15 protein-coding genes are annotated in these 13,521 nt (G+C 59.6%); 8 read left to right on the top strand and 7 right to left on the bottom strand.

The features are described 5' to 3' along the window. Nucleotides 1-612 precede the first annotated feature (612 nt). The 4 genes from rpsT to FTO60_RS16520 all read right to left on the bottom strand — a co-directional run bounded on the left by rpsT (nt 613) and on the right by FTO60_RS16520 (nt 3,354). Complete coding sequence (gene rpsT, locus FTO60_RS16535; RefSeq protein ID WP_148056987.1) at nt 613-876, bottom strand: 30S ribosomal protein S20; 264 nt, start codon at nt 874-876, stop codon at nt 613-615. 158 nt (nt 877-1,034) lie between these two features. Continuing rightward, nucleotides 1,035-1,811 carry an enoyl-CoA hydratase gene (locus FTO60_RS16530; protein WP_148056986.1) on the bottom strand — a complete coding sequence of 259 codons (777 nt, stop codon included), beginning with the start codon at nt 1,809-1,811 and terminating at the stop codon, nt 1,035-1,037. 62 nt (nt 1,812-1,873) lie between these two features. Then, nucleotides 1,874-2,725 (bottom strand): bifunctional DNA-formamidopyrimidine glycosylase/DNA-(apurinic or apyrimidinic site) lyase, encoded by an 852-nt coding sequence (gene mutM / locus FTO60_RS16525; protein WP_148056985.1) that lies wholly within the window; start codon nt 2,723-2,725, stop codon nt 1,874-1,876. Further along, nucleotides 2,725-3,354 carry a hypothetical protein gene (locus FTO60_RS16520; RefSeq protein WP_148056984.1) on the bottom strand — a complete coding sequence of 210 codons (630 nt, stop codon included), beginning with the start codon at nt 3,352-3,354 and terminating at the stop codon, nt 2,725-2,727. The genes mutM and FTO60_RS16520 overlap by 1 nt, the downstream gene beginning before the upstream one ends. An 86-nt stretch (nt 3,355-3,440) precedes the next feature. On the opposite strand from FTO60_RS16520, the gene ubiE reads away from it, so the two are divergent. Both ubiE and ubiB read left to right on the top strand, forming a co-directional pair. Beyond that, the gene (gene ubiE, locus FTO60_RS16515) at nt 3,441-4,193 is read left to right on the top strand and encodes a bifunctional demethylmenaquinone methyltransferase/2-methoxy-6-polyprenyl-1,4-benzoquinol methylase UbiE (RefSeq protein WP_148056983.1); all 753 of its coding nucleotides are present in this window, start codon (nt 3,441-3,443) and stop codon (nt 4,191-4,193) included. A 3-nt stretch (nt 4,194-4,196) separates the two neighbouring features. Beyond that, a complete protein-coding gene (gene ubiB / locus FTO60_RS16510) occupies nt 4,197-5,726 on the top strand; it encodes a 2-polyprenylphenol 6-hydroxylase (RefSeq protein ID WP_148056982.1) in 1,530 nt (509 codons plus the stop codon). Here ubiB and FTO60_RS16505 read toward each other — a convergent pair. Both FTO60_RS16505 and FTO60_RS16500 read right to left on the bottom strand, forming a co-directional pair. Next, entirely contained in the window at nt 5,723-6,391 is a 669-nt protein-coding gene (locus tag FTO60_RS16505; RefSeq protein ID WP_148056981.1) for a flagellar hook capping FlgD N-terminal domain-containing protein, read from the bottom strand. The genes ubiB and FTO60_RS16505 overlap by 4 nt on opposite strands. An 11-nt stretch (nt 6,392-6,402) precedes the next feature. Then, nucleotides 6,403-8,064, bottom strand: coding sequence for a flagellar hook-length control protein FliK (locus tag FTO60_RS16500; protein WP_148056980.1), 1,662 nt, complete (start codon nt 8,062-8,064; stop codon nt 6,403-6,405). 111 nt (nt 8,065-8,175) lie between these two features. Between FTO60_RS16500 and FTO60_RS16495 the strand changes: the two genes are divergently transcribed. The 6 genes from FTO60_RS16495 (at nt 8,176) to FTO60_RS16470 (ending at nt 12,164) form a co-directional block, all read left to right on the top strand. Then, entirely contained in the window at nt 8,176-8,472 is a 297-nt protein-coding gene (locus tag FTO60_RS16495) for a rod-binding protein (RefSeq protein WP_148056979.1), read from the top strand. Next, nucleotides 8,465-8,806: a flagellar biosynthesis protein FlgN gene (locus FTO60_RS16490; RefSeq protein WP_148056978.1), complete on the top strand. Its 342-nt coding sequence runs from the start codon at nt 8,465-8,467 to the stop codon at nt 8,804-8,806. Before FTO60_RS16495 ends, FTO60_RS16490 begins: the two co-directional genes overlap by 8 nt. Before the next feature lie 202 nt (nt 8,807-9,008). Continuing rightward, nucleotides 9,009-10,493: a flagellin gene (locus tag FTO60_RS16485; protein WP_148056977.1), complete on the top strand. Its 1,485-nt coding sequence runs from the start codon at nt 9,009-9,011 to the stop codon at nt 10,491-10,493. A gap of 89 nt (nt 10,494-10,582) precedes the next feature. Continuing rightward, nucleotides 10,583-10,957 carry a flagellar biosynthesis regulator FlaF gene (flaF, locus tag FTO60_RS16480; RefSeq protein WP_254696837.1) on the top strand — a complete coding sequence of 125 codons (375 nt, stop codon included), beginning with the start codon at nt 10,583-10,585 and terminating at the stop codon, nt 10,955-10,957. Then, nucleotides 10,957-11,367, top strand: coding sequence for a flagellar biosynthesis repressor FlbT (gene flbT / locus FTO60_RS16475; protein ID WP_148056975.1), 411 nt, complete (start codon nt 10,957-10,959; stop codon nt 11,365-11,367). Before flaF ends, flbT begins: the two co-directional genes overlap by 1 nt. Further along, complete coding sequence (locus tag FTO60_RS16470; RefSeq protein WP_148056974.1) at nt 11,364-12,164, top strand: DUF1217 domain-containing protein; 801 nt, start codon at nt 11,364-11,366, stop codon at nt 12,162-12,164. The genes flbT and FTO60_RS16470 overlap by 4 nt, the downstream gene beginning before the upstream one ends. Here the strand turns inward: FTO60_RS16470 and FTO60_RS16465 are convergent. Beyond that, nucleotides 12,153-13,508: a FliI/YscN family ATPase gene (locus FTO60_RS16465; protein ID WP_148056973.1), complete on the bottom strand. Its 1,356-nt coding sequence runs from the start codon at nt 13,506-13,508 to the stop codon at nt 12,153-12,155. The genes FTO60_RS16470 and FTO60_RS16465 overlap by 12 nt on opposite strands. Between the last annotated feature and the right edge of the window lie 13 nt (nt 13,509-13,521).

Below are 13,521 nucleotides of genomic sequence, written 5' to 3'. Positions count from 1 at the left end.
CCTGTCCCTGTCCCAATAAAAAACCATCGCTCGCACAATGCGCCCCTTACGCCTTGCACACGGTTCATATCGGTCCCGACAAAGACACAGCGCACGGTCACCGCGCCCCAAGCGGTTACCGATCAGTGACTCTCGCCTTGTCAAAGGTTGTGGGATCAGCGCGCCAAGCAAAAAATGGCCGCGGCGTCACACACAACATTTAGCAGAACATGGACCATCACTGTTGCCTGCATTCTGCCGACGATAGTGATTTGGGACGACCGGCATTATCCGACATTTGCATGTCGGACCAACCAATCACCCAGAACGACAACACCGATTGGGACATCCGGCAAATCTGCCGTCTGGGTCCGAATTTGGCACTGCGTCTTCCCATGCTCCCCCAGGAACGAAGTGAATCGCAAAGCTAAGTTAGCAAGGCGTTTGCGGCCACGGCAACTGCAACGTTGGGATTGACTCTGACCTTTCGCAAAACGAATCTGCGCCGTCTTTGAATCGTAAGGAAAAGTCACGGCGGCTGTTGCCCAAAAGCAAAAGGGGCAGGTCTTGTGACATGCCCCCTTGCAGAATCTGTTTCGATGCATTCCGGCCACTTCTGGCCGAGTCGCGGCCCTAGCCGATCGCTTTGACCCGCGAGCTGAGACGCGACACTTTGCGCGATGCGGTGTTCTTGTGCATCACGCCCTTGGTCACGCCGCGCATGATTTCAGGCTGTGCTGCGCGCAGTGCTGCGGCGGCTGCTTCTTTGTCGCCCGAGGCTATCGCCTCTTCGACCTTGCGCAGGTAGGTGCGGATGCGCGAACGACGTGCTTTGTTGACTTGAAAGCGTGCTTCGTTCTGGCGCGCGCGCTTTTTTGCTTGGGGGCTATTTGCCATGTGATCAATCCCACTTTCCGGGTCTATTAAAACTGTAGTGCGCAATGGCCCGGACCGGGTTTGATGAACCGGTTGATTCTTGCCTGAGCGGGCATCACGCGCATGTATCGGGGGTCTTTAGGGGCAAAGGGCACAAAAGGAAACCCCTGATTTGCACCCTATTTGTCGCGGAACTGTGGTTCGCGCTTTTCCTTGAAGGCCGCCATGCCTTCTTTCTGGTCCTCGGTCGCGAAAAGCGACTGGAACAGGCGGCGTTCATAGCGGATGCCTTCGGACAAGGGTGTCTCGTAGGAATGGTTGATCGCGTCCTTGGCCGCCGTTGTTGCCAGCAGCGATTTTTCCGCGATCTTGGAGGCCGCGGCAAGCGCTTCTTCCTTCAGCTTCTTGGCGGGCACGACACGGCTGACAAGGCCGGATGCTTCGGCTTCTTCGGCGGCCATGAAGCGGCCTGTCAAATGCATGTCCATTGATTTCGCCTTGCCGACATAGCGGGTCAGGCGCTGTGTGCCGCCGATCCCGGGGATCACGCCAAGGTTCAGTTCGGGCAGGCCGAATTTCGCGGTGTCGGCGGCGATGATAAAGTCGCACATCATCGCCAGCTCGCATCCGCCGCCAAGGGCATAGCCTGAAACAGCGGCGATGACGGGCTTGCGCACCTGCAGGAATTGATCGGTTTCCGCGCCGAAAAAGTTGTCCGTATACATTTCCACAAAGGTCTTGTCGGCCATTTCGGTGATATCCGCACCCGCCGCAAAAGCCTTGTCCGATCCGGTGATCACGATGGCGCGCACCTTGCTGCTGGCATCGGCATCGGCGAGTGCGGTGGCAAGTTCGCCCATCAGTTGCGAGTTCAGCGCATTCAGCGCGTCTGGCCGGTTCAAGGTTATCAGGGCAACGTCGTCCTGAATATTCACGATGATCGTTTCAAACGCCATTTGCGGCCCCTGTAGTGGCTTCGGTGTTGTCAGTGCTTAGCAAAGCAGGCGCGGTGATCAAGCTATCTTTGGCATTGCGGACAATAGAAAGTTGATCTTCCGCCCTGAACGATTCGGGTGATGGTGCCTGCGCAATCGGGGGCGGAACAGGGGTCGCCCTCGCGGTCGTAAACCCGAAAAACATGTTGAAAATAGCCCAGTTCGCCATCTGCCTGACGGTAATCGCGCAGGGACGATCCGCCTGCGGTTATCGCCTCGGTCAGGACATCGCGGATGATCGGAACAAGGCTGGCGACGCGACGTTGCGAAAGCTGCCCAGCTTTGCGTTTCGGGCTGATGCCCGCGCGATACAGCACTTCGCACACATATATATTGCCGAGTCCCGAGACGATTCTTTGATCCAATAGTGCAGTCTTGATCGGCGTGTTGCGCCCCTTGAGCGCGGCAATCAGATAGTGTTCGTCAAAAGCATTGCCCAGCGGTTCCGGCCCCAGTTTGGCGATCAGCCAGTGGGTTTCGACGCCGTCCGTCGCACACAGGTCCATCGCGCCGAAACGCCGCGCATCATTAAAGGTGATCCGCGCGCCATTCGCCATATCCAGCAGGACATGATCATGTTTCGCAGGTGCGGGGTGATCATGCTGAAACTGGCCCAGCGGATCGCCCGACACCAGCATCCGGCCCGACATGCCAAGATGAATGATCAGAGTCTCGCCACGATCCAGATCGGCAAGGATGTATTTTGACCTGCGCCGCAGCGCGATCACGCGCGCACCCGTTAACCGCGCGGCCATGTTTTCAGGGAATGGCCAGCGCAGATCGGGGCGGTTCACGGCGGCACGTGCAATGACCTGCCCCTCCATCGCGGGGGCAAGGCCGCGGCGGACGGTTTCAACCTCGGGAAGTTCGGGCATTAGATCCTGTTGTGTTTGCGCATCTGTTCATTGGCAAAGGTAAGGAACGTGCGCGCGCCCACAAGGTATTTCTGCATCCGCAGTTTCGGCCCCGTGGCAAAGGTCAGCACATAGGCATAGTGGCCATCATCCTGAACCATGATCAGGTCTTTCCAGTCGCGGGTCTGGTCAAACAGCAGAGCATTCGGGATCGTCAGAGCGTGCTGATCATACTGGGCCTGATAGAAGTTGATGTAGAACAGCCCGTAAACCACCGCCCCGACGATCAGATATGCGGTAATACCGGTTGTCGGGATGAAGCCTCCCTGATCGGTCCACATCAGATAGAGTATCCAGCCGCTTAGCCCGATGATGATCACGCGCAGCCCGATAGTGGGCCGCATATAGACGCGATCAAAGGTCATGCGATTGCGGGCAGATTCTCCGACGCGGGCAATCAGGCCCATTCCAGCGGGCAAATTCCCAGCGTTCATACCGGTTTTCGGAATGGCGCGGCCCTTGCTGTCGCGTTGGTTAAAACGGCCTTGTAGCCCTGCGCGCAAGCGCCGTGACAAGTAAAACGAGAAGACGTAGATCAAACCGGCGAGCGCCATGATCGGCAAGGCGGTGGAAAAAATGGTCACGGTCATCGTTGGTCCTGCGTCAGAAAGGGGATTTGTTCTTTGGTCCAACTAAGTATAACCCCAATCTGACTTTATTCAGGCGCGAGTGTGACATGAGCGACAAAACCCAGGCGACCACCCATTTCGGTTTTGAAACCGTTGCCGAAAGCGAAAAGGCTGGCCGCGTGCAGGGTGTGTTCACGTCTGTGGCCGGCAAGTATGACGTGATGAACGACGCGATGAGCCTTGGTATCCACCGTATCTGGAAAGATGCGATGATGGATTGGCTTGCGCCGCACGCGGGCCAACGGCTGCTGGATGTTGCGGGCGGCACGGGAGATATTTCGTTCCGGTTTCTGCAACGCGCCGGATCGGGCCACGCGACCGTGCTGGACCTGACAGAAAGCATGTTGATCGAAGGGCGCAAGCGCGCCGAGGCCACCGATATGGCCGCGAGCCTTGACTGGACCGTGGGCGATGCGATGGCGCTGCCTTTCGACGACAACACCTTTGACGTTTACACGATCAGCTTTGGCATTCGCAATGTGACCCGCCCGCAAGACGCGCTGAATGAGGCGTTTCGCGTTCTAAAACCCGGTGGCCGCTTGATGGTGCTGGAATTCAGCCAGATCCCCAATGACATGTTGCAAAAGGTCTATGACCTGTATTCGTTCAACGTGATTCCGCCGCTGGGCAAGGCGATCACCGGGGATCGGGACAGTTACCAGTATCTGGTCGAGTCAATCCGCAAGTTTCCTGATCAGGAAACGTTCCTCGGGATGCTGCGCGCCGCCGGATTTGAAAACGCCAAGTATCGCAATCTGTCGATGGGAATCGCGGCGCTGCATTCCGGTTGGAAGCTTTAGACTATGCGTGGACCCCACAACATCTGGCGGCTGATCCGCACGGGTGCGACCCTTGAGCGGGCGGGCGCGATGAACGTTGTGCTTGATGCCTTTGAGGCGGGGCGGCTTTTGCGCGCCACGGCCCGCGCCTTTGCATGGCCGTTCAAATGGCTTGGGTATCGCGGCGATCCGGCGCTACCGCCCGCGACCCGCGCGCTGACAGCACTTGGCCCCGCATATATCAAGTTCGGGCAGGTGCTTTCGACCCGTCCTGACGTCGTTGGCGAGGACTTGGCGGACCAGTTGCGCGTGCTGCAAGACCGGCTTGCGCCCTTTCCAACGGCTGTCGCCAAGGCCGAGGTGGAAAAGGAGCTTGGCCACCCGCTGGCCCAGATATTTCGCGATTTTTCGGAACCGGTTGCCGCCGCTTCTCTGGCGCAGGTGCACAAGGCTGTGCTGGTCGAAACCGGCGAACCTGTCGCCATCAAGGTGCTGCGTCCGGGGATCGAGCGCGCCTTTGGCAAGGATATCGACGCCTTTTATTTCGCCGCGCGGATGATTGAAATCCTGTCACCCGCCTCGCGCCGGTTGCGGCCAATGGATGTGATCACGCATTTCGAAGGGATCGTGCGCGGAGAGCTTGACTTGCGGCTTGAAAGTTCGGCTGCGGGAGAGTTTGCGGCCAACACCGTTGATGACACCGGATTTCAGGTGCCCGCGATCAAGTGGCACTATTCTGCGCGCCGCGTCATGACGCTGGGCTGGGCCGAGGGTGTCAGCATTGGCGATATCGCCGCGCTGGACGCCGCGGGCCATGACCGCCCGGACCTGGCCAAACGGGTGCTGCAATTATTCCTGAGCCATGCGCTGCGCGATGGATTTTTCCATGCCGATATGCATCAGGGCAACCTGAAGGTTGCAGCGAATGGCGATATCATTGCCTATGATTTCGGGATCATGGGGCGGATTGATGAATACACTCGCCGCGTTTATGCCGAAATTCTGTTTGGCTTTATCCGCAAGGATTACAAACGTGTTGCCGAAGTCCATTTCGAGGCAGGCTATGTGCCCGCCGATCAGGACGTCGATGAATTTGCGCGCGCCCTGCGGGCTGTGGGCGAACCGATTTTCGGCATGGATGCAAGCCGGATTTCGATGGCGCATTTGCTGTCGTATCTGTTCGAGGTCACCGAACGCTTTGGCATGGAAACTCGGACCGAGCTGATCCTGTTGCAACGCACGATGGTCGTCGTCGAAGGTGTCGCGCGGTCCCTGGATGGCAAAGTTGATATCTGGCAGGATGCCCGCCCGATCGTCGAGGCATATATTACCGAAAGCATGGGGCCAAAGGCACTGCTGCGCGATCTGGCCAGCACGCTGCGTATCCTTTCGCGCTTTGGTCCGCACCTGCCACAGATGGCACAGGATGCTCTGATCCGCAGCGCCAAGGCCCCCGCACCGACCGAGAAAACCAATATCTGGCCACCGATCGGGTGGATGGTGCTGGGCGGCGGACTAAGCGGTTTGGCGTTCTGGGTCGTGACCCTGATCTAAAGCAGGGACGGATCGCGCAATGCTGTCACTTGTGATGCCAGCACCCCGGCACCACCTTGCAGGATCAGGAGTGTTTCTCCGCCCTCGGCCCGAACTTCCTGAACCATGGAATAGACATCGGCGCGTTCGTCGATCAACACATCGTCGCCCGCGTAGCTGACCACGTTGAACGTATAAAGACCGTTTTCGAACGGCGTGCCATCTGACCCGACACCAGCCCATTCTAACGGCTCGGCCGACCTGGGAATTTCGCTGCGCTGCACTTCGTTTCCATCCGCGTCCGTCACGACAAGTTCGACACGATCAGCCGCGAGGGCGGGATTGGGCGCGATGGTGATCGGGCTGCCATCAAAGTATCCGGCCACCGGTGCCAACGCCTCGTTTCCGACCCAGCTGGCCATCTGCGCCATGCCTGTCGTTGTCAGTTGCGTACTCAGGGCGGCCAACAGGTCATTTGTCAGCACCGATTGTTCAACCTGCGAGAAGGTCGCCAGTTGCACCGCGTATTCCGAGGAATCGGCGGGGTTCAGCGGGTCCTGATTTTCCATTTGCACTGTCAGCATTTTCAGGAACGTTTCGAAATCCGAGCTGATGACCGCCTCGGATTTGGCCGCGGCCGCTGTGTTGTTCAACGTCGTCACCGACGCGGTATGGTTCAGTTCCATTCAGGTTTCCTTTAAAGGCGTAAATCAAGGCCGGTTGCGTGGTGGGATTGCGCGACAGGTGCTGAGTTTTCTTCCGCTGATGTTATCGACGGCGGCACCATTTGATCGCCACTTTTTGGGTCGTCTTGTGCCGGTTGATCGTCGCTTTGGGCGAAGTCAAAGGCGATATCGGTATAGCCCAGCGCCCTGAATTCCTGCGCCAATCCGTCGAGGTTGCGACGTATCAGGTCTGCCGTTTCGGGCCGTTCAGTGGCAATTGCCAGCGTGATGCCAGTCTCGGAGGAGTTCAGCGCGAGCCTGACACGGCCCAACTCCTCGGGGTTCAGGCGGATCTCGGTTTGGCCGTCGGATTGCTGCGTTACGGCAACCGCGACTTGTTGTGACACGGCCTTTGCGATTGCGGGGGCAAGAGGTTGCGGTGCGACGGCTGGCCGGTCAATGCGGGCAAGCCCTGCCGCGCTGTCCAAGGCCAGCGGCTCCCCGAACAGCGTTTGATCATCACCCTGCGTCGTCGTGGCGAGTGACGTGTCTAATGCTGCCCATGCCACAGGCGGCTGGTTTGTTTGAACATATGAATTGACCGCGTCAGGGGTCGCTGCTTCGGGGCGGCGGGTATTGGGTAGCTGTGATTCAGGCGAAGCAGGCGCGGTTGCAGGATAAGATGGCAAGGCTGTCGGGACGGTGACCGACGGTGCATCTTCGGGTGCCTGTATGGCGGACAAGGGCGTTGATACTGCCTGCATGGCCGGTGCGACCCGTAGCACCTGCTGTGTGGCAGGTATCGTCAGGGCCGCAGCATCTCGCGCGGCAATGTTTGGTGTCGGCACGGCCCCTTCGGCTTGCATCACGACCTGTGCTTTGGCCTGCGCCGGTGCGGCAGAGGCTAGGGGGAGTAGCGCCTTGGGTTCATCGGCCCTGATCGGCTGCGCAAGAGGCGTCGGCGAAGCATTTTGCTGCGCCCCGTCCTTGGCCATTGGGGCGGTGGGACGCTGGCCCTGATCGACGGGCGCCGCCACCTCTGCGGCACTATTTGCGGGTCCGCGCGTGGCGTCGGTTGGCATAACCGGGTCGACGGTTTGCGAACTTGTCTGGTTCAGGAAACCTTGCGGCGCGGACGTAGGACCGCTCACCGGCCTGCGGACCGTCGGTGTCTGTTCAGGCGGTGTGGTGGCAGTTTGCGGCGCGGCCGTTATCGCGCTTTCAATTATCGGGCCTGACAGGGTTTTAGGAGGGTCCGATGCCGCCCGCGTTTGCACCGCGACTTGCGCGCCGCCTTGTTGTCCAGACGATTTCTTGTCGCCGACAATGATCGCCCGCTCAAGCGTATCAACGGAGGCTGGCAAGCGGGCGGGCGTGGCCACTGCGACCGGCGGCAGAGCGACCAAGGCTGCCTGTCTATCCATCGCTTCGCCCACGCCGGTCGCTTCATCGGTAGGCGGATCATCAGGCGGAGGGTCGGCTAATTTATCTTGCGCAGCGGGTTCGACCGGATCGGCGACCTGCGCCTCAGCCTTGGACAGGATCGTGCGAAGGGCGTCATCCATCGCGGCACCAAAGCTCGGCGTGATTTGCGCGCGCTCCGCCGGCGAAGCGACGAGAATTTGCGACGGGTTACGACCGGTCGCGGAGGGTGAGGCCCCGGCAAAGGCGCCGTCAGACATGAGGATAGGCATCGGTTCTCCGATTTGGCCGGTGTTCGCCCACACAATTGCGCAAGAGGCTTACCGAATGTTTACCGGTTGTGGGGCATGACTAAGAAAGTTGTTCAATTTGGAGTCATTATCATGGTCGATTTTGCCATTGGTCCGGTGCAACCCTTTGCTGGCGAGGCCCCGCAAGACCCCCCGACGCAGGATGACAAGCTGCGCGCGGCGGCCAACGCGCTTGAAGCCAGCTTTTTGTCAGAAATGCTGAAATCTGCGGGGCTTGGCGCGTCCCGGGATGCAATGGGCGGCGGCATTGGCGAAGATCAGTTCGGGTCTTTCCTGCGAGAGGAACAGGCAAAACAGATTGTCGAGGCGGGCGGCATTGGGCTCGCCGAATCGTTGTTTGAAGCCATGAAAGGCCGGATCAATGAATAGGCCGACGGCACAATTGCTCGCGCTATTGGATGCGGAACGCGCTGCCATTCTGGAAGGTGCGTTCGATACGCTCGCGGCGCAGGCGCAACACAAGGAAGACCTGTTTGATGCCGTCGCTAGCGAAGCCAGGCCCGACCAGTCTCATCTGCGCCTGTTGGGTGCGCGGGTGTCGCGCAATCAGGAATTGTTGCAGGCCGCGATGGCGGGGGTGCGCGATGTTCAGGCCCGCATGACGGCACTCAATGCTGCGCATTCCACGCTCAATACCTATGACAGGTCTGGCCAGCCCAGCCAGATCGCCCGCCGTCAAGGCAAGTTTGAACATAAAGTTTGAGGAAAATCTGCGGCACGCCACCTTGCCGGATTAGGACGCTGTTAAGAACATTCCGCCAAAGGTTTGCGGGCACCTTGCGGGGTGGCACAGCACCGGAAACCGGTGGTGGTAACTGTCAGAATGACTGTTCCAAATCGACCCCAACCGGGCCGAATTCATGAAAACCGGGCGCAAAAGCGCCGTATCATAAAAGGACCAAATCATGTCCAGTATTCTGACAAACAACAGCGCTATGGTTGCGCTGCAAACTCTGAAATCCATCAATGGCGACCTGGCCAAGACGCAATCGATGATCTCGACCGGCAAATCTGTGGCTTCGGCCAAGGATAACGCTTCGGTCTGGGCCATCTCCAAGGTCATGGAAGCCGATGTCAAAGGTTTCAAGGGTATCTCTGACAGCCTCAGCCTTGGGGAATCCACGGTTGCTGTCGCACGCCAAGCCACTGAAACCGTAACGGACCTGTTGACGGAAATCAAAGGCAAGGTTGTTGCGGCGCAGGAAGAGAACGTCGATCGCAGCAAGATCCAGACAGATATCGACGCCCTGACCGACCAGATCAAATCGGTCGTCGGTGCGGCGCAATTCAACGGTCTGAACCTTGTCAAAGGCACGGATGATATGAACATCCTGTCCTCGCTTGACCGCAACAGTGACGGGTCTGTCACGGCGAACAACATCACAGTTGGCCGTCAGGACATGACAACCGACAAAGGCACTTTTGGCACTGGCACAAGCCTGAATGCCAACGCCACGGCAAGCGCTGCCGCCGCGACATCGACCGGTAACGCCGAAAACGTCACGATCGCGACGGACGCGGATATGTCTGACAATGCTGTCAGCATCACCGTTGCAGGCACGACCCTGTCTTTTGCCGCCGGTGAGTTGTCCGGCGACCAGGACGCGGCTGCGACCCAGATCACCGGCGCGTTGAATGCGCTTGGTCTTGAAGGGATCACGGCAGCGGTCAATGGCACCAATGCGAACCAGATCGACATCACTTCGACCCGCGGGTTTGAAGATGTGTCGCTGACCGCAACAGGTGCGACAGCCAGCGCGGCAACAATTGCCGAACGTGGTGAAAGCGTTGACTTTTCGACCTCTGCGGCCGTGAACGAAGGTGATGGTTACAAGGTGACTGTTGGCGGGACTTCCTATGACTACATCGCCGGCAAAGGCGAAACGATGGAAGATGTCGCCAAGGGCTTGAAGACAGCGATTGACGGCGCTGGTCTGACCGGTGTGACGACGAATGTGTCGCAAGACCAAACCACCGGCCAGTGGAGCCTGAAGGTAGACAATGACGGGTCTGGTTCTGCCAGCCTTGCATTTGCCGCCGTGGGTAACGCCGGCGGTCAGGCATCGGGCGGGTTGTTCGGGCTGGATTCCATCAACGTTGAGACGAACAATGGTGCGGATTCCGCACTTGCGAACATCGAAACGATGATCTCCAACTCGATCGACGCAGCTGCATCCTTTGGTTCGGCCGAGGGCCGGATCGAGACCCAAAGCGATTTCATCAGTAAACTGTCCGATGCGCTGAAGTCCGGGATCGGCTCGATGGTTGATGCCGACATGGAAGAAGCATCGGCTCGCTTGCAGGCGCTTCAGGTGCAGCAGCAGCTGGGCGTGCAGTCGCTCTCGATTGCGAACCAGTCGCCGCAGTCGATCCTGTCACTGTTCCGTTAAGACAGGACGGGGGCACCTGAACTGGGTGCCCCCGCTTTCGCGCACGGCAAAGCCGTGTCATGGCCCCCTTTGTCCCGAAAGGACACGACGTGAACGTCATCGAACAAGCCCGCCAGGCCTATGCGCCGGCCAAATCCCCCCTTCGTACCGGCCGCTCTGCCGAACTCCAGCTTTTCAGCGAAACAACCGCGCGCCTGCGCAACGCGGCGACCAGCCCAAAGGCAAATTTCGCCGCGCTGACCGAAGCCCTGCACGACAACCGCACACTGTGGACCCATCTGGCCGCAGAAGTTGCCGACGACGAAAACGAACTCTCGCAGGACCTGCGTGCGCGGCTTTTCTATCTTGCCGAATTTACCACCTACCATTCGCGCAAAGTGCTGCGCGGTGAGGCCGATGTCGCACCGCTGATCGAAATCAACACCGCCGTCATGCGCGGGCTAAGCGGCAAGGGAGACCTGTGATGTCCGGACTTGTCCTTAAACTTGGCCCCAAGGAACGCGTGCTGGTCAACGGTGCCGTCATTGAAAATGGTGACCGCCGGTCGCGCTTGTCGATCATGACACCCAATGCAAACATCCTGCGCCTGCGCGATGCGATCCGCCCGGACGAGGTGAACACGCCCGTACGTCGCGTTTGCTATATTGCGCAACTGGTTTTGTCGGGCGATGCCGACCCCGACGAGGCGCGCCACCAGCTGCTGCGCGGGATCGAACAGTTAAGTCAGGCGCTGACGGACCATGACAGCCGCGCCATTCTTGACGACGCAACCCAATCTGTGGGTGAGGGCGAGTTCTATCGCGCCCTGAAACGCCTGCGGATGCTGTTGCCCCGCGAAGACCGCCTGCTTGCGGCGACCCCGCGCCTGTCATGAACTTCAAACCTGTCATTCCGCTGTCCGGTTATACTGGCTGGCGGTTTCTGCAACGCACGCTGGACACACAGCAGGCCGCCTTTGCCAATTCTGCGTCCGTTGCGCGCGCGACAGACCAGTTTCGCGAAAAAATCGGTGAGGTCCGCAGCGCTGCGGACCTCATGGCCGACCGTGATATGCTGCAAGTTGCACTGGGTGCGTTCGGGCTTGATGATGATATCGGCAACAAATATTTCATCCAGAAAGTCCTCGAGGAGGGGACGCTGGATGAAGATGCGCTTGCCAACAAGCTCGCTGATTCGCGCTACGCTGACCTATCCGAGGCATTCGGGTTTGGCGATTTCGACACCCCCCGCACGGTGCTTAGCACCTTTGCCGATGAAATCATCGACCGCTACGAGGCGCGCCAGTTCGAACGCGCCGTCGGCGATCAGGATAATGCGATGCGCCTTGCCCTCAATACCGGTCCCGCGCTTGCCGATATTACCGCAAGCGGCAGCAATAACGCGCAATGGTTTTCGATGATGGGAAACCCAGCCATGCGCACCGTATTCGAAGGCGCGTTGGGATTTCCAAGCAGCTTTGGCGCAATTGACCTTGATCAGCAACTGACGGACTTCAAGGCGCGTGCGCAGGCAACCTTTGGCACCGACCAGATGTCTGAAATAGCCAGCGATGAATCGCAGGAAAAGCTGATCCGCCTTTATATGCTGCGCAGTGAAACGTCCTCGACGGGCGGGTTTTCGTCAGGGTCGGTTGCGCTGAGCCTTTTGCAGTCTGCCGGATCACTCTACTAGCGGCGCGCCGGAACGTTGCGCCATGGCGTCGTCTGTGGCGCCGGGAAGGGCCTGACGCAAGGCTGCGAAACTTGCGCCGGGGCTTGGGTGACGCAGTGTCAGGAACCGATCCAGATCAGGATAGCATGCGACAGCGGCATCGGTCGCCGGATCACTTCCCGCGACGTAAAGGCCAGCCTGGATCATCAGCTCCGACCGGTCATATTTTCCCAAATGCGCCCGCGCGTTTTGGATCAATGTGTTTTCCCCGGCATTCGCCACGCCCGGCAGGCTGCGCGACACAGAGCGCAGCAGGTCAATCGCGGGAAAGCGGCCACGCTCGGCGATGCTGCGATCAAGAACAACGTGCCCGTCCAAGACGCCGCGCAACATGTCGGCCACCGGTTCTTCCATATCGGACCCCGCCACGAGAACACTGTAGATTGCGGTAATATCGCCGCCCTCGCTGGTGCCGGGGCCGGCACGTTCGCAAAGTGCCGCGATGGTTGGCCCGGTCGATGCGGGGTAGCCACGCAGCGCCGCTGGTTCACCACCGGCGACGGCCAATTCGCGATGCGCCTCGGCAAAGCGCGTGACGCTATCGACCAGCAGCAGGACCTGCTGACCAGCATCACGGAAATGTTCGGCCACAGCCGTCGCCGCCAAGGCACAGCGCTTGCGGATCTGCGGCGCGCGATCCGATGTGGCGGCGATCACGACAGATCGTTGCATCCCCTCGGGGCCAAGTACATCTTCGACAAATTCGCGCAGTTCGCGCCCCCGTTCACCCACCAGCGCGATAACGATCACATCCGCCTCGACCCCGCGCGCGAGGTCGGCCAGCAAGGTCGATTTCCCCACACCGGACCCGGCAAACAAACCAATCCGCTGACCACGTGCGAGCGGCAGAACGGTGTTGAACACGGCCAGGCCTGTCGCCAGCCGTTCGCCCATTGCACGCCGCCTGTGCGGTAGTGGTGGATCCGCGCGCACCCGCCGCGCGGTCAGGCCGGGCAACAAGGGGCGGCCATCAAGCGGCCGACCGTCCGGGTCAATCACCCGACCGATCCAGCTGGAATCAGGGGCAAAGCCGCGCCGCCGCTCAAGGTAGACGGGGTCATTGACGCAAACACCTTCCGCGCTTCCTTCGGGCAATAGATAGGCGCTGTCATTGTCGAGCTTCACAACCTCGGCGCGCAAACCTTCGTGGCCTAGAAAAACAACGCGGTCACCCAGCGCGGCCTGCATGCCAAAACCCTTAACCTGCACCCGATCACCCGCCACCCCGATCACATGACCAAGCGGGTGATCCGCGCGCAATCCTTTCAGGGATGCGGTGATACGTTCAAGAATTGGATCGGGCATGGGGTGGTGTCCT

This window comes from Octadecabacter sp. SW4, assembly GCF_008065155.1.
Taxonomy (GTDB): domain Bacteria; phylum Pseudomonadota; class Alphaproteobacteria; order Rhodobacterales; family Rhodobacteraceae; genus SW4.
The sequence above is the reverse complement of the archived record's forward strand: the minus strand, read 5'-3'. Positions and strand labels throughout refer to the sequence as shown.

Bases quoted from the DNA above. Each gene is read 5' to 3' on its own strand.
- FTO60_RS16485 (WP_148056977.1), top strand. From the start codon at position 9,009: ATGTCCAGTATTCTGACAAACAACAGCGCTATGGTTGCGCTGCAAACT.
- FTO60_RS16500 (WP_148056980.1), bottom strand. From the start codon at position 8,064: ATGCCTATCCTCATGTCTGACGGCGCCTTTGCCGGGGCCTCACCCTCC.
- FTO60_RS16495 (WP_148056979.1), top strand. From the start codon at position 8,176: ATGGTCGATTTTGCCATTGGTCCGGTGCAACCCTTTGCTGGCGAGGCC.
- FTO60_RS16490 (WP_148056978.1), top strand. From the start codon at position 8,465: ATGAATAGGCCGACGGCACAATTGCTCGCGCTATTGGATGCGGAACGC.
- ubiE (WP_148056983.1), top strand. From the start codon at position 3,441: ATGAGCGACAAAACCCAGGCGACCACCCATTTCGGTTTTGAAACCGTT.
- FTO60_RS16530 (WP_148056986.1), bottom strand. From the start codon at position 1,811: ATGGCGTTTGAAACGATCATCGTGAATATTCAGGACGACGTTGCCCTG.
- FTO60_RS16470 (WP_148056974.1), top strand. From the start codon at position 11,364: ATGAACTTCAAACCTGTCATTCCGCTGTCCGGTTATACTGGCTGGCGG.
- rpsT (WP_148056987.1), bottom strand. From the start codon at position 876: ATGGCAAATAGCCCCCAAGCAAAAAAGCGCGCGCGCCAGAACGAAGCA.
- mutM (WP_148056985.1), bottom strand. From the start codon at position 2,725: ATGCCCGAACTTCCCGAGGTTGAAACCGTCCGCCGCGGCCTTGCCCCC.
- FTO60_RS16505 (WP_148056981.1), bottom strand. From the start codon at position 6,391: ATGGAACTGAACCATACCGCGTCGGTGACGACGTTGAACAACACAGCG.
- ubiB (WP_148056982.1), top strand. From the start codon at position 4,197: ATGCGTGGACCCCACAACATCTGGCGGCTGATCCGCACGGGTGCGACC.
- flbT (WP_148056975.1), top strand. From the start codon at position 10,957: ATGTCCGGACTTGTCCTTAAACTTGGCCCCAAGGAACGCGTGCTGGTC.
- FTO60_RS16520 (WP_148056984.1), bottom strand. From the start codon at position 3,354: ATGACCGTGACCATTTTTTCCACCGCCTTGCCGATCATGGCGCTCGCC.
- FTO60_RS16465 (WP_148056973.1), bottom strand. From the start codon at position 13,508: ATGCCCGATCCAATTCTTGAACGTATCACCGCATCCCTGAAAGGATTG.